This window comes from Marivirga sp., assembly GCF_024636815.1.
Lineage (GTDB): Bacteria > Bacteroidota > Bacteroidia > Cytophagales > Cyclobacteriaceae > Marivirga.
In genome coordinates this window covers 1-23,912 of the sequence record NZ_JAGXGF010000173.1, presented here as the reverse complement: position 1 = coordinate 23,912, position 23,912 = coordinate 1, and the positions used below count along the sequence as shown (strand labels likewise).

Sequence of the window (23,912 nt, the reverse complement as noted above, 5' to 3'; positions counted from 1 at the left end):
AACTATTTATCAATGGTAGTCTACTTCATTTTAAAAACTTTCTTAAAGGCCTTTTTCCCATAATCTCCAGAATAAAAACCTATGCTTTTTAGAGAGATGTCATAGTTTTTATGCAAATAGACTTGATTAATCAATAATACTATAACCATAGTGCTTAAAGTAGCAAAAGCGGCACCCATTACGCCATAAAATGGAATCATAATTATATTGAGAACTGTATTGATTACTGCATTTCGCATTACGAAAAACATATTTCTTTTAGCTTTCCCAACTGCATCCAACACTACTCCCATTTGTTTGTTGAATGGAATCAATAAGCCGTAAAGCATGGTGATGTTTAAAATCATACCTGCTTCCGCATATTCTGAGCCGGCTAATAATGATACAATTTGATTGCTGAAAATAATCACAAAAACTGCAAAGGGAACGCTGAACAATAAAATCACAGCCACAGACTTTTCATATAAAGATTTCATAGCCGCTTCTCCATCAGCTTCTGCTCTGCGAACAGCTTCGGGGAAAAGAATGCTGGCAAGCGCCATGGAAGGAACTTCAAATAAGTTGGCAATCCTGATAGCTACATTATAGACAGCCACGGCAGCTGGGGTCAGATACCAGCCAATCATCCAAATGTCAATATTTCGCATTAAAACAGCACTGATGTTAGTGCCTAAAGTGTATTTTCCATAAGAAAAGAGTTCACGTGTCCACCTTTTGTTCATTTGGAAACTAAGCTTTCTTTTGCTTGCGATAAATGAAACAAGCGTTCCTACTAAAGCAGAAGCCCCATACCAAAGACCTAATTGGAATAAAGTAAGCGGAATTTCAAAAAAGAAGTGGACAAGGACTACAAAAAACAAAATCCCATTTTTAAAAAAATAGCCTAAGAAAGGTCCAAAGAATTGAAAATTTGCTCTTTGGATATAATCAAGATGAAAAAATAGCGCTAAAATTAAGCTGGTTGGAATAAAAATATAGAGCAATTGAACCAAGCTGGGTGATTGCCATACCTCTGCCAAAGGGATTGCTATCAATGATAGTATTAATGCAACAGCAAGGGAAAATATAATATTTAATACCAATGAAGTGGACTGAATCAATCCTTTGTCTGATTGGTTTTTTGTATTACTAAACCGGATTAGTGGGTTTTTAAAAAATCCATTTCTTGCGGTTTCCAACAAGGTGGCTAATGAAATAAACAACATCCAGGCACCATATTCCTCTTTCCCCAATATTCTTACGAGCAGAATAAAAGTAAATACTCCAAAAATTAGGACGGATACCCTTTCCAGCAAAGTAAACTTTCCTGATTGGATCCAATAGGATTGTTTTTTGGTCATGAAGCTTATTGGTTAGATAGTCTGATAGCTAAATTTAATACTTATATCATTGTTTCTGCTATTTATCTCAGCTTCATTTAAAAATATAAAATATTAAACTTCCTTTAAAAGTAATTATATCTGTAAAGCTGGAATTTCAGTTTATAAAAAGTAAAGAAAATTAATATTTAATAGATATCTATAAGTAACTAGTGAAGTTTGAGCTACTATAAGTATTATTTAGTGTTCTGTATAAAAGAGATTGTTTTCGATTAAAATCACAATGTAATAATATTCATTAACTAAGAAATATATGAATCATTAAAGTGCATGCTCACGTTTACGGGTATATGTTCGTAACCAACCAATGTTAAATTTCAGATTATTTGTTATTTCAATTTTAAGCTCTGTTTTATTTTTTTTAAATCAGTATGCTTTTGATGGCTATATTCAAAGTAAAGAAACATTAGCGAAAGAATTGCAATCTACTTCCCAGACTTTATCTGATTGGGAATTAAGTGAAAAACCACCTTTCAAATACCGAATGCTCTTTCCTATGGTGGTTAAAAATCTTAGTAAGATTATTCCAGGGCATGCCAGTGAAAATCAGAAATTTTACTGGAGTTACTTATTTTTAAGTTGGCTCTTTTTCATTGCTACTTCATGCATGTTGTATCTGGTATTACAGAAGATATTACAATCAAGTTCTATGGCCTTTTTGGGAGTGTTTTTACATCTAAGCATGGTCCCTGTGTTATTTGCATATACTCTTCCTATTCACACTAGAGAAGATCAAATGGCCTTTTTGTTTTTATTATCGGCTATTTATTTTCTCTACAATAGGAATCATGTATTTTATTTAATCATAGCCTGCTTGGGGGTATTCGTTAGGGAAACCTTATTGTTATTACCATTTTTTGTATTACTTTTTGCTAAGCTCCCATTAATCAGAAAGTTAATTTTGAGCGCACTTCCATTATTGATTTGGATTGCATTTAGGTGGTTGATAGGTGCAGATGAATATGATTTTTGGCAGGGGTTAAATTGGAATTTATCAAATCCTATTCAAATAATATTTTTTAGTTTTTTATCATTTTCCTATTTATGGCCACACTTTATTTTTTCTTTTGAAACCAATCAAAATCAAGAGGATACTATTGGGCTATTTTCATATAAAGCTGTTGTTTTATCTGTTTTAATCATATTTTTAACCACCTTTCTTTTCGGGATTTTCAATGAAATTCGATTATTGTATTTGATTTTTCCATGGGTGATTATATCAAGCCTGAGAATTATAGAGAAGCATCAGGAATTATGGATTGAATTTCTTAAGAACAAGTATGTACTTGTGGCTTCATTACTTATGATTCTTTTGGTCGTTATTTTAGCACCATATATTACAGATTTAAGCCAAAATGCTTTCGGTGATAATCAATATGGTGTCCCATACGGAATCTGGGCTATTTCATTTTTGATCTATTTTATACCAACAGTATTATCGCTTATATTTTATTTATTCTATCAACCCAAACTAGAAAATGAAAAGCTTTAACCAATTAAATCGGAATGATTCCCTGAGGATAATTGAGTGGGGGATAATTATTGCAACACCTTTTATCCCCTTGTTATTTACATTTCCTTATCGGATAAATCTATTTTTAGCCTGGGAAGGAGCCTATCGAATTTCTATGGGCGAGATTCCTTATCGGGATTTTGGAACTCCGGTGGGTTATGTGTTTTGGCTTCTGCCTGCATTATTCTTTAAAATTTTAGGCCCTTATGTAATTACGCTACTTAAGGTTCAAGTCTTTATTAATATCATTTCAAATTATCTGTTCACCAGAATATTTAAACAGCTAAAACTAGATGTAGGGGCTAGAATAGTAGCTTTAGTTATTTTTGTGTTATCCTATACATTATTCAATTTTTGGCCCTGGTACAATCATTTAGTATTTGTGTTAGAAATGGCATCCCTGCTTTTTGCATTGAAAGTTGTGACTGCTGAAGAAAATAAAAAACTGATTCTTTATTCGTTTCTTGCAGCAGCTTTTGCGGGCCTATCATTTATGACAAAACAAGATACGGGAGGGTTCGCACTCTTGTTCTCAGGGCTCATTATTTTATTCGCTTCAATTAAGAAAAGGCAATACTTGAGTGTTCTGGTTTTTGCTGGGAGCTATGTGGTTTGCATGGTATTATTAATTGTACCATTTCTATCGTATAACTTTGAATATTGGTTTAATTATGGACAATCTCCTCATTTCTCACGCCTGACTCTGTTTGATTTGTTTGATGAGTTTCTAGGGGCATCTAAATGGATAAAATTTTATCTACTTTTACTCGTTGCCATTTTAGTATACAAGATAAACAAAAATTGGAGTGCAATTTTTGATATTCAAATAGTCCTTCCATTATTTGTTGGACTATTTATTTTACTTCAAGCTTCCGTTATTCAAGTGACAAGTTATACGCCATTGGATGGAAACATTTATTACCATAGTATTATAGCAGGTGTTATTCTACTTCAATTTGATAATAAAATCGTGTTTCATAAAATATGGTCTTTATTTCTTGTTGTTTGCTTGGTTGGGCTTTGGTGGTCAAATGTATTCTGGGTAAGAAACATTCGACCAAAAGTAAAATCATACTTTCAAACCACCGAAAAGGATGTTGTTTCTAAAAACACTTATGTTTTGGAAAATGATACTTCAAAAATGAAGCGTTCCAATTGGGTAGTTCCTGATCTGGAAAGTTTTAAAGGAGTGAAAATACCAGAAGAGACAGCAACTGGAATCTATAAGATTCTAGAGATCTCTAATAGGATGGAACTTAAAAATGAATTGAAAGTGTTGAACATGTCAGAATTGACACAATTGGCCTTTGAGATGCCGTATCAAACGGAAAAAGGGACTCATCATCCCTTATGGTATCATCAAGGCGTAGCATTTTTCGATAGGGAAGTGAAGTATTTTTGCGAAAAAATTGAGAGGGAAGAGTATAATTTGATATTGTTTCAAGACATACCTGATCTTAATAACTTTTATTCTTACGAAGTAAAAGAGTGTATTGTAAAGAATTATAAGTTTAAGTTTAAATTTTTAGCACCAAGAATTCCCGAAGAATCCTACATTGAAGTTTATCAATTAAAAACAGAATAATCTCATCATCATCTGCATTTTTTATTTTTTAACATAATAAAAGTATGTCGAGTATGAATGGAATTAAAAAAAATTTTAGGACCGTTATGCAATTAATGTCAATATTGATTATTATTGGATTGTTTTTTTCATGCGAAAGAGTAAGTGAGGAAGGCTTAATTGCTGATGATAAAGTGGACTTACCTGAGGTAAGTGAAGTTTTAGATTGTGGTGAATGTACATACATAGTGAATGAACATGAAACCAATGGTAAAGAGTTGAATATTCAACCCGGGGATGTGATCTGTCTAGAGTCGGGTAGAAATTATGGGCCTTTATTATTTAAAAATATAGTAGGCACCATGGCTGACCCTGTGATCATAAAAAATTGTGGAGGGGTAGCAACCATTGATTCTGATGGGTCATTTGGAATGAAATTTCAGAATTCAAAGCATTTTAAATTATTAGGAGATGGTTCCAAAGAGAAATATGGAATAAAAGTTTCCACGTCAAGTGGTTTCTTTGTTATGATGGAATATTTCACTAATTCATTTACGATCTCACAAATAGAAGTAGCTGGTAAAGAACCAGGTGGTCGAGGCGAAAATTCTGGATTTTCAGGAATCGGAATAAAAACCAGTCCTTATCAAGACTGTGATTTATTTACAGATGAAACAAGGCAGGCCTGGATTATGAAAGATATTGAGGTTAGTAATAATTATATTCATGATACCGGAGGAGAAGGCTTATATGTAGGCCATGGATTTTACGCTGGTAGAAAAGAAAAAGACTGTGGTCAAGTTACTTACTCCCATTCTATTCAAAACATCCGAATATTTGATAATATTATTGAAAATGTAGGCTTTGATGGAATTCAGATTAAAAATGCTGACCGTAATGTGGAGGTTTTTGACAATCAAATTAGAGGTTTTGGTTTGAGAGACCATGGTGCTCATAATGAAGGACTATTTATTGGAGAGGGTTCTACAGGTCAATACTATAATAATCTGATTATGGATGGAACCGGAAATGGAATCCAATACCAAGGAATGGGTAATGTAGATATTTTCAACAATGTGATAGTTAATGCAAAAGGAAATGGGTTTTTTGGAGCTCACGGTCAATTTGTTTATCGTATTCCAAATGGTTACCATAACATATTGAATAACACTTTTGTAAATATAGGTGAGGTCGGTTTTACTTTTTACAACGATGATGGAGGGGTAAAAAGACTAATGAACAATGTTTTTGCAGGCGTAGGAGGTGACATGACATCAAAAGGAGCAGAATTAGATTCAGCTAATAATTTATTCACACAAGATGTAGAATCTCTGGGGTTTGTTGATGTTGGAAATGGAAAATTACGATTAAAAAGTGATTCGCCTTTAATTGATGCAGGTATTGATGAGACCTACGAGCTTGGTGTTATATTTGATTATAAAGACGACCCTCGCCCAGCAGGTAGTTCGGTAGATATTGGAGCTTTTGAATATCAACAAGATTGATCCAATTGTCCATGATAGATGATAAGTTTCTTACATATATAGTGTAATCAATAAATTTTATACATAAAAAAGCTTCATTGAAAATCGTTTCAATGAAGCTTTTTTCGTTTTTGTAAAGTAGAATTACATCACATCTTCTAAAGGGATACCTATTAAAGATTCCAAGACTAATTTTGCATTCTGCATATCATTAAAAGCTTGAAGTCTACTTATTTTTCTTTGGCTTATCTGTGTGTTACTTGCACTATATTTGTCATATGTTTCTTCTCCTTGTTTAAAGCTTTCTTCTATTATACTGTGGTTCATTTCTGAATCTTCCAGTGCTATAGATTGAATTTTGTAAATTTCTTCAAACATTAAGTAATTATTATACGCAGATAAAACCTCTTTGCGAAGTTGAATTTTCACATTGTTTACTCTGCTTTCAGCCATTTCAACTTTTATATGATTTTTTTTGGTTACCATTGGATCCGTAAAAAGTTGACCTAATGGAAGAGAAAGACTAAAGTTGTATCTAGGGAAAAATAAGGATCTATTTGCAATATCGCTTGAAGGATCAATATTAAACTCATTTAAGTTTGCTGACGCTTTAAATGCATCTAGCCAATCTAATTTCCCTATTTTTAGGTCGTATTTGGCCAAGGCAACAGATTTTTTTACTTCATCATTGGAGGGATGATTATTCCATGCTATTTGTACTAGTTTTTCTTCATAGCTGATGTCGGAAATCCCTTTCGGAAGTATAATTTTGTTGTAGTCAATTGATTGGGAAGTAGCATTTAAGCTAACCATAATCAAGATAGCGAGGGTTAAGATAGTTTTTTTCATGTCATTTTATTTAAGTAATTGATTATTAATCTATTATAATGTTTTCATAAAAGAATTTAATAAGTTATTTATAAGCATTTTATTGTAAGTTTTCATCTAAATCAGGTAGTTTAATCATAAGAGCATAAGTGGCAATCACAAGTATGTTTATTGGTTTTTGAAATAATGCATCTTGAGTAAAATGAGCCACCGACAAACCTAAAAATGGAATGGCATACATCAGATTATATGTTTTCAAAAGTGTGCTTTTAAGTCGGAAGTGATTTAAAATTCCTTTGATTACAATTGCACCATTTAAACAAATCACCAGAAACACGCCTAACCATCCCATTTCTAGGGCAGTTCGTAAGTATCCACTATCAGGATCGTAAGTTCCTGCTAATGGATGGCCTCTGGAATATCGTAAACCAGAGTTTCCGGCCGTATTGATGCCGCCTCCAATAGGATTTTGTTTCACATATTTCTGCAAGCGAATTCTTTTTATATCACGTACGTTCATTGATGCATCCTCAGAGAAATTCAATGTAGACCTCATCCTGTTGATCGGGGCATTATAAAAAGGGCCAACCATTAAGACAGTAAAAAGCATAATCATAAATATGCTTGCGCCCAATATTTTTGGTTTATGTAAATTCATAAGAACAAATAATACAACACCTACAGCCACCATAGCATAAGCTGTTCTTGTCCCTGCAAAAGACATAGCAAAAAACATAAATAAGGTCATGAAAATTAACCCGAGTTTTTTGGATAATGAGTAGGGACCAAAAACCATCATAAGTGTTGATAAGCCACTAAAACCTAAGAAAAGACCATAGGCAGAGGGGTCAGATAGAATTGAGAATTTCCTCATGTTGCCCCATATAAAGTATAAATCATAGCGGTTTGGGACAGCTCTTATCCATCTCCATTCAAATTCTCTAAGGCCAAAATATTCCTGAAATATCCCATAGGCTGCTACCAACATAGCAATGGTGATCCACAGGGTATTGAATATCTTTATTTGATGCTTAGAATTGAAAAAATGGATGAGTACATAGAACAGTACGAAAATAGTTAAGAACCTAGCCGAGGCCATCCAAGCTGAAATATTAACCGCATTCGGATTAGCGATTTGCAGAATAAAATAGGCGTAAAAAAGGAATTGAATGATTACAATCGGCTCATTAAATTTCCATTGAAAGCTTTCTTTTCCTTTTTGCTGAATTAATTGTGCAATAAAGATTAATAATATAATGAAATCAAAAGCTATTCCGTAAGGAATGTCTGCCATTAGGATTCGATCAATAAGAAATAGAAAGGAACCATATATAAATAAAATATAAATACCATATCTGTAATTCCAGAAGGTAAATCCTAATATAAATGCAGCTAAAATAGAAAGTATAATAAATGGAGCTACTATATAAGTGGTTTTGACCATCAAATAGGGGATAAGGATGGCCAATAAAAGAAGAACAACAACTTTTATAATTTGATTAGCAGTAATGTTTTTCTCAAGTATTTTCATTCTATCAATACGATTTTAAGAAAAATTATCAAATAGATGAAAACCACATATGCTATGCATAAAAATCTAATAAAGTCCTTTATTGTAATCCGCTTTTCATTATTATCTTCTTTCATTTCAAGCTTGATTTTGAATGATTTCTAATATCTGTTGAGTTCTGTTTTCCCAATTATTAGCAGCCACAAAAGAGGTTCTGTTTTGGATGAGTGTGGTGGTATTTTCAGCAATGGCTTTTTGAATATGATGAACAAACTCTTCTTCATTTTCACTTAAGTATATAACCTCTTTAAAACTTTTAATATCTTCTGAGAAATTAGTGGTTATCACAGGTAGGCCAGCCGCTAAGTATTCATTTATTTTCAAGGGATATATACTTTTAGTCAACTTGTTTTTAAGAAATGGAATAATAGAACAGTCCATTCTTCTTAGATAAGGAATAAGTTCAGTTGGTTTTTTAGAACCCGTAAAGAATACGTTTTTGTATTTTTTAAGCTTTTGCAGGTCTGGATTATTAGCATTAACAGGACCGACCATCAAAAGCAAATATTTAGGGTATCTATCCGCAATATTTAAAAGCAATTTATAGTTAATTCTATGGCAAATATTGCCCACATAGCCTATTACTGCTTTATAATCATCTAAAATTGATTCTGTTTTATTTATACTTCCATTTTCGTCTAATGCCTTATTAAACAGCCTTACATTGGCAGCATTAGCAACCAGATGTGTGTTTTGATTATATTTTCTTAATTTCTTTTTAAGATGAGATGATGTTGTAAGTATTAAATCAGCTGATTTAGCATACGTTTTTTCCAGGGAGGCTCCGTGTTTTTTAATATATTCTGATTGACTGATATCATCTACAGATTGATAAATGGAGAGTTTACGACCTGAGGCGGTAGAATTGAAATTATAAAATGGGTTAAATGAATTGTAGATTATATAATTTCTGAGTTTTTCCTCCTTTATAATTTTGCTGATTGATTTTTGAAATAAGCTATTATTGAATTTGCTTAAAAGACTATACATATTGCCTCTTGGCATCCAATTGATAGGCAAAACTGCAGAAGGCGTGACCGCAATTAAATTTTCTTTTATTTCATAAGTGCTTTTTATGCCTAAGAATAATGCAGGAAGCCTTCTGATTATCTCATTTTTATGGATATTCAAGAAAATGTCCTTTAAGGTCAGGGGGTTTTCCACATAATAAACCTTCTTTTGTCGATTTGAAAATTCCTCAGCTATAGAAAATGCAGTAGAAGCATATTGCCCATCCCATTTAGCTAAAGCTATATAAAAAATATGCGTAAAATCCATTTCATAAATATACAAAATATTACATGGAAAAATTAGAGATGTGCAGATTAATAATGTAATTTTATAGAATTAAATAAAAGCCGAGCTTTTGCGAGATCGAAAATATTGACTGAGATGTATCTAGTCTATAATTTCTGAAGCTTAAAGTAAGATTTAGTAATGCCTATTAAGACATTCTGGCTATACGTTAAGATTTGATTTTTTAACTTTTGAAACAAATGAATTTAAATACAAACCTGCCTGATTTCCTGATAATTGGTGCTGGGAAGTCAGGAACCACTAGTGTGGATAATTATTTGAAGCAACATCCTGATATTTATATAAGTCCGGTTAAAGAACCTAATTTCTTTGGATATGAATTAAATTCAGCCAAGGATTTTGAAGGAAGTCCTCAGCTGAATCATTATAATAGTTCGGTGACTAATATTGATGATTATGTGAAATTGTTTGAAAAAGCTTTGCCAAAACAAGTAAAGGGAGAGACATCAAACACTTATATGTATCATAAAAATGCCCCTAATAGGATAAAACATTACATGCCTGATGTTAAGTTGATTGCTATTTTAAGGCAGCCTGCAGAAAGATTATATTCCAGATATTTACACCTGGCTAGAGAAAATAAATTACCCACTCAAAATTTTGAGGATTGCTTAGATAAGAATTCTATATGGTGGGAGAGAAATGATTTGATAAAAGAAGGCTTTTATGGTCAATATCTATCCAAGTATTTTGAGCTTTTCAATGAATCCCAAATTAAAGTCTTTTTGTTTGAGGAGTTAAAAGGAAATCCAGAGAAACTCCATAAAGAGATCTTTCAATTTTTAGGTGTTGATGATGAATTCGAAATAGATTTTTCTATTACTTATAATCAATCTGGATTTATTAAAAATCCTATAGTTGATAAATTGATTGGCCCCAATAGTTTTTTCTTCCGAGGAATGAAAAAAATCATATCAGAAGAAAATATCCAAAAAATAAAGGATAATAAATTCCTTTTCAAAAAGGTAAATGATATGAGAAGTAAAAACCTCACCAAACCCAAATTGACAAAGGAATTGAAGCATAAAATATCAACTGACATTTATAAGGAAGATATTCTACTATTACAGAAGCTAATCAATAAGGACTTAAGTCATTGGTTAATATAAATAGGCTTTACTTAAAAAGTTTCAGCTTAGCTACTATCATGTCCTAGATATTTAAATTTTCATAACCTACTAGATTGAGAATTGAACCGGTAAGCTTATTTTTTTGTTTTTTCAAATATGCTATAGAATCTTTGTCCATTTGTTTTATGCTTTCTGTAGATGAAAATACCGGAATAATTTTATCAACATATTTCACTAATTCTTTGGAATCTGAATAATCATTCAATGCTGATCCTTCTAAAAGGATGTAGTCAAATTTATTGGACAAACCATCAATAAGGCTTTTGAAATCCTTATTGAAGAATATTTCTTCAGGAGATTCATAACTACCCCCATTTCCTATGATGAAAATGTTTTTATGTTTAGTGGTCTGTACAAGGTCAACATCATCGTGGGCTTTATTTTCCTTTCCCTCTCCTTCTGTGTGTATTTTTAATTTAGTACTGTCAGTTTTGCCTTGGTCAAGGTATTTTGTTTTTTTATTGGTAGTGATTAGCCATTTTGATAAGGCATTGTTTTTAAAATTAGTGTCGATAATTAAAACCCTTTTTTTAATCATGCTCAATACAAAAGCTAATGAAAAAATAACAAATGTCTTTCCTACCCCAACCTTAGCACTGGTAATTAAAAATGTTTTAGCATTATCATTTTCTATTTCGTATCTGATTTTCCTTAGAAAATGCTTAAATAACTCTAATTCCGGGTCATCTTGTTTTTTGGTAAACAGATTAATATAGTTCAGCTTTTTAGTGTCAATTTTCACTAAGCTACCTGAAAGTTTTAAGCCCGTAAGTCTTTCAAATTGAGTTTGGGTTTTGATGCTGTTATCCATTACTTCCATAACAATTATTGTAAAAATACAAAGGCCAAATGTGGCAAAACCAGCTAATACTATAATTATTAATCTTTTGGAAGATTCAGGACTTGCCGGGGTAGCCGCTTTGTATACTTGTCTAATGGAGCCTGCTGATGCCATTAATTTATTTTGAGCTTCGTTGTATTTTTCCACAGCTGCCAAGTATTCATCGGAAGCTACTTGCGCATCTCTTTCTAATGAGCTTAAAATTGCTTCATTATTGGCGTAGCTTGATAAGCCTCCTCTAATTTCATTGATATTATAATTAATATCATTACGTCTTGATTCCTGGACCCGTAATTCAATTGCAGTGCTTTTTATCAAGTCACTAATTTCTCCTGCACTCAGCCCTTGGGTGTTTTGTCCGGAATTCCCCCTTTCCATCATAGTTAATTCTACTTTATACTGTTGCCTTAATAAATTAAGCGAGTCCAAAAGTCCAGAATTATTAGAGCCTGAGCTTATAAATTTATCATTTAGTCGATCTATTTTTTTCTTAATCTCCAAAACCCTTTCGTTTGAATTTGAGATTAATGAATTTCCGTTACCACCGTTTTTCTCAGCCAGAGTGGTCCTATAATCTTCAAGTTGCAATCTCAATCCATAAATATTATTGTTAATCTGGTCTCTTTGTGATTCCAAATCATATAATTGAGTTGAACGATTGTCTCCCTCAGTGCTGCTTCCTATAAGGTTGTTGTTTGATTTAAATGCTTTGAGTGCCTCGTTTTTATCGTCTAGTTCCTCTTTTTTTCGCTTTTTTAATTCTTCAAAAAAAGTAACCGATTCGCTACTCGACTCTCTTTTGTTGTTTATATAGTATCTTAGAAATTGATCACAATAAATATTTACGGCCTTAGCAGATTTTCCAGCATTTCCAGAAACAAATGCTACTTGGATAAAATCAGTATTCGGTACTCTTTTGATATCAAAGCCATTTTGAAAGAAGCTAAATGTATATTGAAATTCATTTAAGATGTCTCTCAATAATTTTGAATGCTCATGATCAACTGAAAAAGTCTCTTGTTTTCTTAAATGGGTTTGAAAAATACTTTCTGCCAAAAGTAGTTCATCTCTAGTAAAATTAGATTTAAGATTATCAGACTCCAAGAGTTCGTTAATTCTATCAACTGCCATTTTATAAGAGACCATATTGAAGATGGTTCCTGATTCCATGGTAGCCATTAAATTGCTGAATTTTAAATCAACCCCCCTAACATTAAATTTCTCATCTGATATGTTAACACCTTCGTTGGTGGTGAAGCCTGTTGCTATTTGTGATTTGGCCCGGTAGCTGGGCTTTATATTCATAGTAAAAAGATAAGCGGCCGCCATTGAAATCAAAGGGATAATGATTATTATCAATTTCTTTCTCCAGAGCACATTTAAAAGGTATAATATATCCATTGGTAATAGTTTTAAGGTTTAAATAATCTGAACGTAATATTTTTATACTTAGACGTAATTAGTATTAATTTATGATATAATTGTTCATTTCGATTTATTTTAAGAGAGTTGCTTGGCTTTCATTTTGTTATCAATCCTCTCATATATGAATATTAAAATATATACTATTAGTATAAAGCCTAAAGGGGCTAGAAAACTAAAGCTTATATTCTCAATTCTTAAAAATATCAGATTCAAAATAATATTGGCGATAGTAAAAGCACTTAAGGAATTGCGCCCAAAGAGTAATAAGTGCTTTGTCCATGGTTTTAATTTAGTGCCCAAAGGAATTAATGCTGAAAAAATTATGATATGAATTACGGCTAAAGATAAGGCCACACTGTAATAAATCGGGTGATTTGTATCTCTATAAATGTTGTTGAAATATTTGTCCAAAAATTCTCCCCACGGGGTAATGAATAATATGAAGCCTGTAATGGTTAATAATATCAGTAATAAAATAGCATTGTATTTTGGAAACTTCCATTTGTCTTTAAAATCAATAAAACTAGCTGATAACATGCCAATGCTCACTATGCTAATCGAATGCAATACGCTTGGCCCCCCTGATTCTCCAATTCCAAACATGGCGGACATGAAAATATTAATACTTCCATTATTGATATCTATAGAATTGAAAATTGGGTAAAAGCACCAAATAGCTATAGATAGTGCGATAAGGCTCCAGATTCCATATTTTTTTCGAATAAGCAAAAGAGGAATAGCAAGAATGATCAGTACACTGTAAATCTTTAGTATGTTTCCGTAATGGGTATTTGCTGCAAAAAAGGTAGTTGCAAAAGCACTTTTAAGCGTCAGATAGCCACCAATTAAACCAGCAATTGAAGTTAAAATAAATCCCAGATAACATTGAAAGCTTCTTTTAAACAACTTGGGTTTTATGGCCGATAAGCCTTTTTCTTTCAATCTTCTTAAATATATAAGTTCCAGCATCATCCCAAATAGAAATAGAAATAATGGGGTGGCAGATGTTGTGAGTAGCTTTATAAAAGGGTATTCGCTGAAAGCATAAGTTGACCATATGCCGAAATCATTAAATGAATGATCGGTTAATGCCAAAAAGATAGCATAGCTTCTTGCGAAATCAACAAAGTGTACTCTTTTACTCATTATTGTATTTAACTTGACTGCAAGTACTCCTATTTTTATTACAAAACCTTGTTAGAACTTATAAACATTCCCACATATCAAAATATAATTTTTTTAATACAAAGAGTTTTAGTAAATTTAGTAAAATATCAAGAACCAATTATACTTCCCTCCCTTCTTTAAGGTGAAATTTTTTAATAAACTATCAATCTTAAAGCATTTAAGTGAAAATATTAGGTATATCAGCTTTTTATCATGATTCTGCAGCAGCCATTATTGAAGATGGTAACATAATAGCTGCGGCACAAGAAGAGCGTTTTACACGCAAGAAACAAGATCCTTCATTCCCATCAAATGCCATAAAGTTTTGCCTGGATGAATGTGCTACTACTATAGATGAATTGGATGCCATCGTCTTTTATGATAAACCATTTTTAAAGTTTGAACGACTTTTAGAAACTTATTATAGCTTTGCTCCCAAAGGATTGAAATCCTTTATTATGGCTATTCCTGTTTGGCTTAAAGAGAAGATTTTCTTAAAGAAATTAATAGTTGACGAGCTTAAGAAAATAGAGGCCTTCGATAAGAAAAAATTTAAGCTATTGTTTCCTGAGCATCATTTGTCTCATGCTGCTAGTGCCTTTTTTCCATCTAATTTTGAAGATGCTGCCATTTTAACAATTGATGGTGTAGGCGAGTGGGCAACCGCTTCTATTTGTCACGGAAAAGGTAGGGATATCACTATTTTAAAGGAGTTAAATTTTCCTCATTCCCTGGGTTTATTGTATTCTTCCTTTACTTATTTTTTAGGATTTAGGGTCAATTCAGGCGAGTATAAATTAATGGGATTAGCCCCCTATGGCAGAAAAGACCATGTAGAGATCAGAAACTATGAGGAAGTAATCAAGTCTGAATTAATCCATATTTATGATGATGGATCTATATGGCTCAATCAAAAATACTTCAATTATGCAACCGGGCTAAAAATGGTCAAGCATAAAGCTTGGGAAAAACTATTTGGTATACCAAAGCGGGAAGCAGAAGCCGAAATTGAGCAGAAACATTGTGATTTGGGTCTGGCCATTCAAAATGTAACAGAAGAGATTGTGATTAAAATGGCTCGCCACGCAAAAGAAATTACCCAAAGTGATTATTTGTGCCTGGCAGGTGGTGTGGCATTGAATTGTGTGGCAAATGGTAAGCTATTGAATGAAAAAATATTCAAAGACATCTTCATTCAGCCAGCTGCAGGAGATGCAGGTGGTGCTCTGGGCGCAGCCCTGATAGCCCATTATATTTATTTCAAGAACAATCGGATTATTTCTGAGGAGGTTGACCAGCTTAATGGTTCGTTTTTAGGGCCGTCTTATTCTGATAGGGATATTGAGCATGTGGCCAAAAGATATGATGCTAAATATTCATTCATCAAAGATGCTGATTCCTTCTATTCCTCAGTAGCTGATTTATTAGCTAAAGGCTCAGCTGTGGGCTGGTTTCAAGGTCGCATGGAATTTGGGCCAAGGGCTTTAGGGGGGAGAAGTATATTAGGTGATCCAAGAAATGAGGAAATGCAACAAAAGTTGAATCTAAAAATAAAATACAGAGAATCATTCCGGCCATTTGCACCCTCCATTTTAGAGGAAGATTCTACGGAATTCTTTGAGGAGAAAGTGATCTCACCCTATATGTTGGAAGTACAGCCTATTAAAGAATCCAGGAGGAAAAATTTACCGATAGATTATTTGTCACTTCCCATAAGGGATAAACTATACGGGCTGAGATCGGATGTTCCTGCTATTACACATGTGGATTTCACTGCTAGAATCCAAACGGTTTCTAAGAAGACAAATAATGAATATTGGAACTTGATTAATGCTTTCAAATCCAAAACAGGATACGGAATGGTGGTGAATACAAGCTTTAATGTGAGGGGGGAGCCTATTGTTTGCACTCCCGAAGATGCTTACCGATGTTTTATGCGAACAGAAATGGATTATTTGGTGATGGGGAGATTTGTTTTTGACAAGTCCGAACAGCCTGAATGGGAAAAAACGGACAACTGGAAAGAGATGTACGTTTTAGATTAAAACTTTATATTTTTAAATATACAGAGATGGATTTTTTATCAGATTTATGGCACTTTATTAAAGCCAGAAAGAAATGGTGGTTAGCACCTGTGATTATGCTCCTTATTTTGATTGGAGCGCTTTTAGTTTTGGGTGGTAGTTCTGCTATTGCACCATTTATCTATACATTGTTTTAGACATGGGAAATTCTGACAAATTTAGGAATGTCCTGGTCATAACTGCAGGCTTTCTGTTGTTTTACCTCTTTTTTGAGTTAGAAGCATTGCTATATATTGCTGTTGCAATTGCAGTTTTTGGTGCCCTTTCTCAGAATATAACACAGGGAATTAACTGGCTATGGATGAAACTTGCTCTTATTTTAGGGTGGATTAATACAAGAATAATACTGAGCCTTATTTTCTATTTGTTTTTAACGCCTATTGCGCTTTTTTCACGATTGTTTACAAAAGACCCTTTGCGATTGAAGCAACCAAAAGATTCAAATTTTGAGGAGCGAAATCATTTGTACAATAAGGAAGAACTTGAAAACATTTGGTGATGCTGGCATACATAAAATTACTTCGGCCCAGTCACTGGATAAAAAATGCTTTTGTTTTTTTACCCGTCTTTTTTGCGGGAGAACTATTCTCCAATGATAAGTTTTTTCATGCTTTAGCAGGATTTATCATATTTTCATTGGCAGCTAGTGCAGTTTATGCCCTGAATGATGTTTTTGATGTAGAGGAAGATCGAAAACATCTGGAAAAAAGAAAAAGACCAATCGCTTCTGGAAAAATAAGTATTAAAGCAGCTGTTTTTATAGCCATTGTGTTATTTGTCATTGCATTAGGGGCAGCCTATTATATTCATTTCATATTCTTTATCTGCATTTCAATCTATATAGTATTGAACTTAGCCTATTCTTTTGGCTTAAAGAATATTGCCATTTTAGATCTTTTTATCGTTGCATTTGGGTTTATATTGAGAGTGATAGGGGGAGGTGAATTATCGGCTGTTCCTGTTTCGCATTGGTTGTTAATTATGGTTTTGCTCTTGTCATTATTTCTTGTGCTAGCAAAGCGAAGGGATGACTTGATTTGCGTTGAAAATGGGAGTAAAAGCATTAGAAAATCTTCCTCAGGTTATAATTTAGATTTTATTAATGCTTGTTTAACGCTGCTTTCAGCCGTAATGATTGTTTCCTACATCATGTACACCGTTTCGGATGTAGTGCAAGCTAGATATGAATCCGAATATCTTTTTTTAACCTGCATATTTGTGATAGCCGGATTGATGAGATATCTTCAGATCACCATGGTAGAGAAGAAAAGCGGATCACCCATTAAAATATTGTATAAGGATGTATTCTTGTTAATGGTCTTATTCGGTTGGGTATTATCTTTTTATATTTTGTTATATGTCTAAAGTTAAAGCAAAACCGTCCATAGCTTTTTTTGATTTCGATGGTACGATCACGAAAGAAGATAGCATGTGGCTTTTTCTTAAATACCTATCTGGTAATAGCAAGTTTTATTTAAATATTATTCCACTGATACCTGTTTTAGTTTTATTTAAATTAAACTTGATCAGCAGCAAAAACGGGAAGGAAGCAATATTTAAGAAGTTTTTTAAAAACTGTGATTTAATTTTATTTGAAGAGCACTGTAAAAAATTTACCCAACAAATCTTAATCAATCAAATGAGGCCGGAAGTTTTGAATAAAATGACATGGCATAAAGAAAATGATCATCAAATAGTTGTAGTATCCGCTTCTCCCAAGAACTGGATTAACTATTGGTGCGAAGACCAGGGGATTGATTTAATAGCCACAGAATTGGAAATTCAAAATGGTAAATTGACTGGGAAAATAGCAGGAGAAAACTGCAAAGGAAAGCAAAAAGTCATTCGAATAAAGCAAAAATATGATTTGGGTAAGTTCGATACGGTTTATGCTTACGGAGACTCCACAGGCGATAAAGAAATGCTTTCCATGGCTGACAGAGCTTTTTACAGAGGGTTTAGTTGAAACAAGTAGTTTTAAAAGTTGAACGAATTACATATATTGCTAGAAGTATATACTAGGTCCGTGTATCATGAGGTGTAGGCGTTCAAATGTTGGCAACCATTAAAATAAAATATTGTGAAAAATTTAATTTTGATTTTTTTGGGACTTTTAATTTTGGGATGTAGCTCTGACGAAGGAATTAAATCCACAACAGAAGGTAACGTAACTTCTCTTAAATACTCTCTGAAATTAAAAAATGACCCCAGCGAAATTATTTATATTCAGGAATATTCTTTCGACAGACAAGGAAGAGTGATTTCAGAAAATTACACAAATATGGGTAATCCACAATATAGTCATTTCAGCACATTTGAGTATGACGACAATGGTCGTGTTCTTAAAGAAATTAGAGATGGGGAAGTTTTTTTTAATGTAATTTGGTTAAATGACTTTGCAGAAGTGTATAACATCCAAAACCAAAAAATATCTGAATTCAATTTCAGAGGGGAAACATTAGCCGATTATAAAGTAGGGTTTAATACAGATAATATTCAAACAAAGAACTTGAATTACGACTCAAACCAAAATATTATTTCAATTGAAGACGAGACAGAAATTTATGTTGAATTTTTAGATTACGATTTGAGCAAAAGAAACCCATTAAATTTAATCAAATCTATCGGAATTTTAAGGATTGACTATAAGCCTTTTTTTAAACACATATTCGGTACGGAGAAAGTTCATCCATTTGTAGGAGATGATTACTCTCAACCTTTATCTTTTTATGAATACAGTTATAAATTTGATTCCGAAAATAGAGTTTATCAAATAGAGAACGAAAAAAGTCTTATTTACATTGAACAATTTAATTATGAATAAGGGTTGCTACACAGGAACTAAAAAATCATGGGCCGGAAAGTGGTTTCCGGAGGGTTCGTTATTCTTGGCTAAGTTAATCACAGGCGGACAGGTAAGTGTTTTGAAAAGCTCCACCTTTCTTAGCTCAAGGTTAGCATATTCACTTAAAAATATGAAATTTATATTAACTATATTATTCTTCCTATCAAGCATTTCAACATACTGCCAGGTTGAAAAGATCTCAGAAATTTTTGATGAAATAGATTCTAAAGAAAATTTAAGTGGGGTAGTCTTAGTGGGACAAGATGGACAAGTTATCTTTCAGAAAGCTTATGGAATAGCTAATCAATCATTCGGAATTGAAAATAATCTGGATACAAAGTTTTTAATTGGCTCACTGACAAAGCAGTTTACAGCAATGCTAGTCATGCAATTAGCTGAAACTGGGCAGCTAAGCTTAGATGTGCCGATTACAACTTATCTTCCAAATTTCAGAAATGAAACTGGAGACAAGATTACAATCAGGCATTTACTTACTCACACTCATGGTATTCCGAACCCAAACTTGACAGACAGGTATAAACCAATGACAAAGGAAGAATTTATCCAGAATTATGCTGAGGCAAACTTAGATTTTGAACCAGGTGCTCAATTCGAGTATTCTGGTGTTGTAGGGTATTATTTAATAGGAGTAATATTAGAGAAGGTGACAAATAAGGACTTTGCCAAATTGTTGGAAGAAAATATACTTGAGCCACTAGACATGAGAAATACCGATTACTATTCTCAAGATACTATTCAACAAAACTTTGCTACAGGCTATATCCAAAAAGATAGTAGCTTTTTATATGCTCCCCATTGGGATATGTCGCAATCATTTTCTGCTTCTGGAATTTATTCTACAGTGGGAGATTTATTTAAATGGGACAGAGCACTAAGAGGAACTCAATTGATCTCAAATACGGGAGTAGAAACAATTTTCACCCCCTTCAGCAACAAAATAAGATATGGCTTTGGTTGGTTTATAAACGATCCTGTAATAAATGGTGAAAAGCGACTATTTGCTGGTCACAATGGTGGAGCAAATGGTTATAAATCTCAAATAATGAGAGGGATAAATGAGGACTTAGTTGTTATTTACTTATCTAACACTGATAAATATGTCGAGATTAGATATCCGATTATTGAAGCTGTTGTAAATGATGAAGGTAAATAGAGTATACAATAACAGTATAACACTATTATTGGGATCAATAGTGATAAAGAATCTTTTAATACTTATTTTTAATTCTCAAGCTGGAAAATAAAGCAGTTTCTAAACCGGCTACTACTTTTAGCTAGAAGTTATTCTCCAACAAAAAAATCCATGAACAAAAAACTCAATTATTTACTTTTCAGCTTCATATTATTACTAAGCTATGCTTGTAAAAATACAGACTCTAAACCTACCACAGCTGAAAAACTAGCCAACGAAGTCACCATTTATAGAGATATCTATGGAATCCCTCATGTGAAAGGCAAAACAGATGAAAGTACCATTTTTGGTTTTGCTTATGCTCGTGCAGAAGATCAGTTTCATAAAATTGAATTGAAATTCATTCAGTCTATTGGAAGATTAGCAGAAATTGAAGGTGAAGCTGGAAAAAGCAATGACGTTCGGATAAAAGCATTTGAAATTGAACGGCTCTCAAAGAAAGAATACCAATCCTTAGATCCAAAAGTTAAAAAATTGTGTGATGCCTATGCGCTGGGATTAAATTATTACCTGAAAAATAATCCTGAAGTAAGTCCCAAATTACTCACTTACTTTGAACCTTGGTTTATTTTGGCAGAATATAGAAACAATGCCTTTCCTGGATTGGGTCAAGTGCGCGTGAATGACGATATGGTTGTAGAGTATTTGATGGATGATATTAAAAGTATTGGATCAAATGCTTTTGCTTTAGGTAAAGGAAAAACCAAGTCAAATAATGCTATACTGGTTACTAATCCTCACCTCAATTATAATGAACCCTATGAAGTACAATTGACAAGTCAGGAAGGCTTGAATTTCTATGGAGTGGTTGCCTATGGTGCAGGAATTATTCCTGTCATGGGACATAATGAACATTTAGGTTGGGCTTGGACAGTCAATCGCCCTGATGTAGCCGATACTTATGAAATTCAGTTTGATCACCCTGAGGATTCTTCTCTTTACAGCTTTGGAGAAGAATATTTAAAGGTGGAATCTTATCAGGATAGCATGAAGATTAAGACTGATTCAGGTTTTACATATCAAAAAATAACTTACCGGAAAACAATTCACGGCCCAATTTTATCCGATTCTGAAAGTGGTAAGCCACTTAGTATAAAACTGGCGGGACTAGAGAAAGGCGGCATGCTCAACCAGCTTTACCAAATGGCCCTGGCGGAAAACCTTGAATCATTTAAGGACGCTTTGCGCCTCAATTCACTTAATGTGCATAATATCACCTATGCAGATGACCAAGGAAATATATTCTATCTGTATAACGGCATCATACCCAAGCGTGATACTTCTTTAAATTGGCAACGCCCCGTGGATGGAAGCTTGAAGAAAAGTCAATGGCAAGGCTACCATAGTTTAGAGGAATTGCCACAGCTCTTAAACCCTGATTGTGGATACATCCAAAACTGCAACAACGATCCTTTTGAAACGACCACCAATGAAAATCCTAATCCAGATGATTATCCCGATTATATGAAGTATTATGAGATCAATACGAATAGAGGCATTAGGGCTAGGAATATGTTGGATACCATACAAAATGCTACAATTGCATCTCTCGAGTCCGCTAAATTTGATACCTATATCCAGAATGCAAACGAAAATTTGCAAGCTTTAATGAAGGAAGTGATTGAAGTGAATCGAAAAGATCCAGAGAGAATTGCTAAAATTGAAGAACCCTTGAAATTACTGCAGTCTTGGGATAAGTATAGTAGTAGTGAGTCTGTGGAAACTTCCTTATTCTATATCTGGACCTTCAAAAGTTATCACCAACAGAGAATTGGAACAAAGCTTCCCAATTTGGTAGCTTTTGAGCAAGCCATAGAAAAACTTGAGAATGAAAAAGGCTCTTGGAAAGTGCCTTGGGGTGGAATTTACAGACACCAGCGCACGCTAGACCCTGAGCAATATAGTTTCGATTCACTTGAAACCAGTTATCCCATTAGCGGAGGGATTTCAATAACAGGAATCATGTTTGCATCCTCAGGTGATTTTGAAGGCTATTTACCTGATGTAGGTTTGAAAGGATTAAATATTCGTGCTCATTCGGGAGATTCTTATGTCTCAATAGTTGAATTTGGAGAGCAGGTAAAAGCCAAATCCATTATCCCTTACGGAGAAAGCAGCCACCCTGAATCAGATCATTATGATGACCAGGCTAAGCTGTATGCCCAAGGAAAACTGAAGCCAGTCTTTTTTACAGAAGAAGAAATTTTGGAGAATTTAAAGGTGGAATATAGGCCTGGAGAAATGAAATTGAGATAGATGGAGACTAATTTTCTTTCTGGTCATGTTGAAATATCAATAATCACTAAGTTTTCTAATAAAAATCAGTTGATATTGTCGTCCACCGCCACCAGATCTGTTATTGTTAATGAGCAGAAAGACATCAGCTTTTTCATTATCCCTGTAGAAGTCAACGGCCGTAATTTCCGTTCTGATAAAATCTATATCACAGCCTCCATTGCAGCCATCGATAAACACCCCGAGTTTATAGGGAGGACTGTAATTATTAATTAATGTTTGACTAATTGCAGGAGGATTAAAGGAAAAAAATGTCAGAATCAATAAAAATGGTATTATTCTCATTTGATTAGGGTTAATTCTCGTTGATCGCATCCTTATGATCGAGCTTAGATGCAAGTTATCAACCTTAAAATTGCGTTTTACCATTATTGTTTGAAAATAAGTATACATTTTACATGAAAAAGAAAAGAAAATGATTATCGATCCTTTGCCAACAACAAATATAAGCAATAGCTGCTTGTGTTTGGCATGTGAACAGAAGTGCAAAATTAAAAGACGGTTACTATTCCAACAGAGGATACTTTTTAAGAATAAAATAAAAACGCTAAAATCACATATGAAGTAAAGTAAAGAATGTTGCTAAAATTCTGTATAAATCATGACTGTTCAGTAGGTTGTTTTTCCTTTGGCTCTTTGTGGATAGTCCATCAACCCGCAGGATTGACTAATTAGTAAACTGAAATTTTTGTACTTTTAAAACGCCATGAATTCATACAGTGGCGTTGTGCTTCATTATGACCAACCTATAAAATGAAAAATAGCACCAAGAAAATTCTCAGTGCTATCTAAAATTTGTATCCTAGTAAAACTGTATCGCTTATTTAGGACTAGACATAATTTACAGTTTATCTACCACGCTTTGGCATAATTGCTCCACAAGCTACGGGCAATGTGGCCACATACAGCCCATCAACCGTCATACCATGAAGTACAATTGAGTTGTTTTGAATCGGCAGCACATCACCTTCTACGGTAAATGTTTCAGTATAATCAATGGTTCCATTTTCTGCCATTGGAAAAGGCATCAATGGTAATAATACCGGTCCATAAAAAGGAAGGCCTTCGCCCAATTCAATCAGACCATCGCCATCAGAATCAGCTGACATCGGGGGGCAGGTTGCATTTGCATTATTTGCTGTAAAACCATGAATGTGTTGCGGGTGCAACATATCAGGCTCTAAACCTGAAGCTTGGATTGTGACTGTAAGTTGATCACCATCCAACCATAACTCAGCGGTTCCCATAACACCGGAA

20 protein-coding genes are annotated in these 23,912 nt (G+C 33.5%); 13 read left to right on the top strand and 7 right to left on the bottom strand.

Annotated elements, in window-relative coordinates; genetic code table 11:
* Nucleotides 1–20: 20 nt before the first annotated feature.
* Nucleotides 21–1,340 (bottom strand): flippase, encoded by a 1,320-nt coding sequence (locus tag Q0L29_RS12765; protein ID WP_296622230.1) that lies wholly within the window; start codon nt 1,338–1,340, stop codon nt 21–23.
* A gap of 346 nt (nt 1,341–1,686) precedes the next feature.
* Here Q0L29_RS12765 and Q0L29_RS12760 point away from each other — a divergent pair, with 346 nt between their 5' ends.
* From Q0L29_RS12760 to Q0L29_RS12750, 3 genes are read left to right on the top strand one after another with little or no spacing between them, the layout of a single operon-like run.
* Nucleotides 1,687–2,871, top strand: coding sequence for a hypothetical protein (locus Q0L29_RS12760; protein ID WP_296622229.1), 1,185 nt, complete (start codon nt 1,687–1,689; stop codon nt 2,869–2,871).
* Nucleotides 2,858–4,477 carry a hypothetical protein gene (locus Q0L29_RS12755; protein WP_296622227.1) on the top strand — a complete coding sequence of 540 codons (1,620 nt, stop codon included), beginning with the start codon at nt 2,858–2,860 and terminating at the stop codon, nt 4,475–4,477. Before Q0L29_RS12760 ends, Q0L29_RS12755 begins: the two co-directional genes overlap by 14 nt.
* Before the next feature lie 53 nt (nt 4,478–4,530).
* Entirely contained in the window at nt 4,531–5,961 is a 1,431-nt protein-coding gene (locus Q0L29_RS12750) for a right-handed parallel beta-helix repeat-containing protein (RefSeq protein ID WP_296622225.1), read from the top strand.
* Between the two features lie 123 nt (nt 5,962–6,084).
* Here the strand turns inward: Q0L29_RS12750 and Q0L29_RS12745 are convergent, their stop codons facing one another.
* The 3 genes from Q0L29_RS12745 to Q0L29_RS12735 all read right to left on the bottom strand — a co-directional run bounded on the left by Q0L29_RS12745 (nt 6,085) and on the right by Q0L29_RS12735 (nt 9,616).
* Nucleotides 6,085–6,789: a TolC family protein gene (locus Q0L29_RS12745; RefSeq protein ID WP_296622223.1), complete on the bottom strand. Its 705-nt coding sequence runs from the start codon at nt 6,787–6,789 to the stop codon at nt 6,085–6,087.
* 79 nt (nt 6,790–6,868) lie between these two features.
* Nucleotides 6,869–8,299, bottom strand: coding sequence for an O-antigen ligase (locus Q0L29_RS12740; RefSeq protein ID WP_296622220.1), 1,431 nt, complete (start codon nt 8,297–8,299; stop codon nt 6,869–6,871).
* A gap of 117 nt (nt 8,300–8,416) precedes the next feature.
* Nucleotides 8,417–9,616: a glycosyltransferase gene (locus tag Q0L29_RS12735; RefSeq protein ID WP_296622218.1), complete on the bottom strand. Its 1,200-nt coding sequence runs from the start codon at nt 9,614–9,616 to the stop codon at nt 8,417–8,419.
* Between the two features lie 218 nt (nt 9,617–9,834).
* On the opposite strand from Q0L29_RS12735, the gene Q0L29_RS12730 reads away from it, so the two are divergent.
* On the top strand, nt 9,835–10,764 hold the full coding sequence (locus Q0L29_RS12730) for a sulfotransferase (protein WP_296622216.1): 930 nt from the start codon (nt 9,835–9,837) through the stop codon (nt 10,762–10,764).
* 43 nt (nt 10,765–10,807) lie between these two features.
* Here the strand turns inward: Q0L29_RS12730 and Q0L29_RS12725 are convergent, their stop codons facing one another.
* Together Q0L29_RS12725 and opgC are read right to left on the bottom strand one after the other, a co-directional pair.
* Entirely contained in the window at nt 10,808–13,027 is a 2,220-nt protein-coding gene (locus tag Q0L29_RS12725) for an exopolysaccharide transport family protein (protein ID WP_296622213.1), read from the bottom strand.
* Nucleotides 13,028–13,126: 99 nt separating this feature from the next.
* Nucleotides 13,127–14,197: an OpgC domain-containing protein gene (gene opgC, locus Q0L29_RS12720; protein WP_296622211.1), complete on the bottom strand. Its 1,071-nt coding sequence runs from the start codon at nt 14,195–14,197 to the stop codon at nt 13,127–13,129.
* A gap of 203 nt (nt 14,198–14,400) precedes the next feature.
* Here opgC and Q0L29_RS12715 point away from each other — a divergent pair, with 203 nt between their 5' ends.
* The 9 genes from Q0L29_RS12715 to Q0L29_RS12675 all read left to right on the top strand — a co-directional run bounded on the left by Q0L29_RS12715 (nt 14,401) and on the right by Q0L29_RS12675 (nt 22,871).
* Nucleotides 14,401–16,263 (top strand): carbamoyltransferase, encoded by a 1,863-nt coding sequence (locus Q0L29_RS12715; protein ID WP_296622209.1) that lies wholly within the window; start codon nt 14,401–14,403, stop codon nt 16,261–16,263.
* A gap of 26 nt (nt 16,264–16,289) precedes the next feature.
* The gene (locus Q0L29_RS12710; RefSeq protein WP_296622208.1) at nt 16,290–16,439 is read left to right on the top strand and encodes a DUF5989 family protein; all 150 of its coding nucleotides are present in this window, start codon (nt 16,290–16,292) and stop codon (nt 16,437–16,439) included.
* A gap of 2 nt (nt 16,440–16,441) precedes the next feature.
* Entirely contained in the window at nt 16,442–16,801 is a 360-nt protein-coding gene (locus tag Q0L29_RS12705; protein ID WP_296622206.1) for an SxtJ family membrane protein, read from the top strand.
* Entirely contained in the window at nt 16,801–17,667 is an 867-nt protein-coding gene (locus tag Q0L29_RS12700) for a decaprenyl-phosphate phosphoribosyltransferase (RefSeq protein WP_296622205.1), read from the top strand. Before Q0L29_RS12705 ends, Q0L29_RS12700 begins: the two co-directional genes overlap by 1 nt.
* Entirely contained in the window at nt 17,660–18,268 is a 609-nt protein-coding gene (locus Q0L29_RS12695) for an HAD family hydrolase (RefSeq protein WP_296622203.1), read from the top strand. Before Q0L29_RS12700 ends, Q0L29_RS12695 begins: the two co-directional genes overlap by 8 nt.
* 114 nt (nt 18,269–18,382) lie before the next feature.
* Nucleotides 18,383–19,126: a hypothetical protein gene (locus Q0L29_RS12690; RefSeq protein WP_296622201.1), complete on the top strand. Its 744-nt coding sequence runs from the start codon at nt 18,383–18,385 to the stop codon at nt 19,124–19,126.
* Nucleotides 19,127–19,277: 151 nt separating this feature from the next.
* Nucleotides 19,278–20,321: a serine hydrolase gene (locus tag Q0L29_RS12685; RefSeq protein WP_296622200.1), complete on the top strand. Its 1,044-nt coding sequence runs from the start codon at nt 19,278–19,280 to the stop codon at nt 20,319–20,321.
* 150 nt (nt 20,322–20,471) lie between these two features.
* Nucleotides 20,472–22,616 carry a penicillin acylase family protein gene (locus Q0L29_RS12680; protein ID WP_296622198.1) on the top strand — a complete coding sequence of 715 codons (2,145 nt, stop codon included), beginning with the start codon at nt 20,472–20,474 and terminating at the stop codon, nt 22,614–22,616.
* A complete protein-coding gene (locus Q0L29_RS12675) occupies nt 22,617–22,871 on the top strand; it encodes a hypothetical protein (protein ID WP_296622195.1) in 255 nt (84 codons plus the stop codon). It abuts the gene before it with no gap.
* Nucleotides 22,872–23,503: 632 nt separating this feature from the next.
* On the opposite strand, the gene Q0L29_RS12670 is transcribed toward Q0L29_RS12675, so the two are convergent.
* Nucleotides 23,504–23,912: hypothetical protein (locus Q0L29_RS12670; RefSeq protein ID WP_296622194.1), on the bottom strand; the 409-nt coding region annotated here is incomplete at its 5' end.

Excerpts from the sequence above, each read along its gene's own strand:
- Q0L29_RS12765 (WP_296622230.1), bottom strand. The coding sequence starts at position 1,340 with ATGACCAAAAAACAATCCTATTGGATCCAATCAGGAAAGTTTACTTTG.
- Q0L29_RS12760 (WP_296622229.1), top strand. The coding sequence starts at position 1,687 with ATGTTAAATTTCAGATTATTTGTTATTTCAATTTTAAGCTCTGTTTTA.
- Q0L29_RS12755 (WP_296622227.1), top strand. The coding sequence starts at position 2,858 with ATGAAAAGCTTTAACCAATTAAATCGGAATGATTCCCTGAGGATAATT.
- Q0L29_RS12750 (WP_296622225.1), top strand. The coding sequence starts at position 4,531 with ATGAATGGAATTAAAAAAAATTTTAGGACCGTTATGCAATTAATGTCA.
- Q0L29_RS12745 (WP_296622223.1), bottom strand. The coding sequence starts at position 6,789 with ATGAAAAAAACTATCTTAACCCTCGCTATCTTGATTATGGTTAGCTTA.
- Q0L29_RS12740 (WP_296622220.1), bottom strand. The coding sequence starts at position 8,299 with ATGAAAATACTTGAGAAAAACATTACTGCTAATCAAATTATAAAAGTT.
- Q0L29_RS12735 (WP_296622218.1), bottom strand. The coding sequence starts at position 9,616 with ATGGATTTTACGCATATTTTTTATATAGCTTTAGCTAAATGGGATGGG.
- Q0L29_RS12730 (WP_296622216.1), top strand. The coding sequence starts at position 9,835 with ATGAATTTAAATACAAACCTGCCTGATTTCCTGATAATTGGTGCTGGG.
- Q0L29_RS12725 (WP_296622213.1), bottom strand. The coding sequence starts at position 13,027 with ATGGATATATTATACCTTTTAAATGTGCTCTGGAGAAAGAAATTGATA.
- opgC (WP_296622211.1), bottom strand. The coding sequence starts at position 14,197 with ATGAGTAAAAGAGTACACTTTGTTGATTTCGCAAGAAGCTATGCTATC.
- Q0L29_RS12710 (WP_296622208.1), top strand. The coding sequence starts at position 16,290 with ATGGATTTTTTATCAGATTTATGGCACTTTATTAAAGCCAGAAAGAAA.
- Q0L29_RS12705 (WP_296622206.1), top strand. The coding sequence starts at position 16,442 with ATGGGAAATTCTGACAAATTTAGGAATGTCCTGGTCATAACTGCAGGC.
- Q0L29_RS12700 (WP_296622205.1), top strand. The coding sequence starts at position 16,801 with ATGCTGGCATACATAAAATTACTTCGGCCCAGTCACTGGATAAAAAAT.
- Q0L29_RS12695 (WP_296622203.1), top strand. The coding sequence starts at position 17,660 with ATGTCTAAAGTTAAAGCAAAACCGTCCATAGCTTTTTTTGATTTCGAT.
- Q0L29_RS12685 (WP_296622200.1), top strand. The coding sequence starts at position 19,278 with ATGAAATTTATATTAACTATATTATTCTTCCTATCAAGCATTTCAACA.
- Q0L29_RS12680 (WP_296622198.1), top strand. The coding sequence starts at position 20,472 with ATGAACAAAAAACTCAATTATTTACTTTTCAGCTTCATATTATTACTA.
- Q0L29_RS12675 (WP_296622195.1), top strand. The coding sequence starts at position 22,617 with ATGGAGACTAATTTTCTTTCTGGTCATGTTGAAATATCAATAATCACT.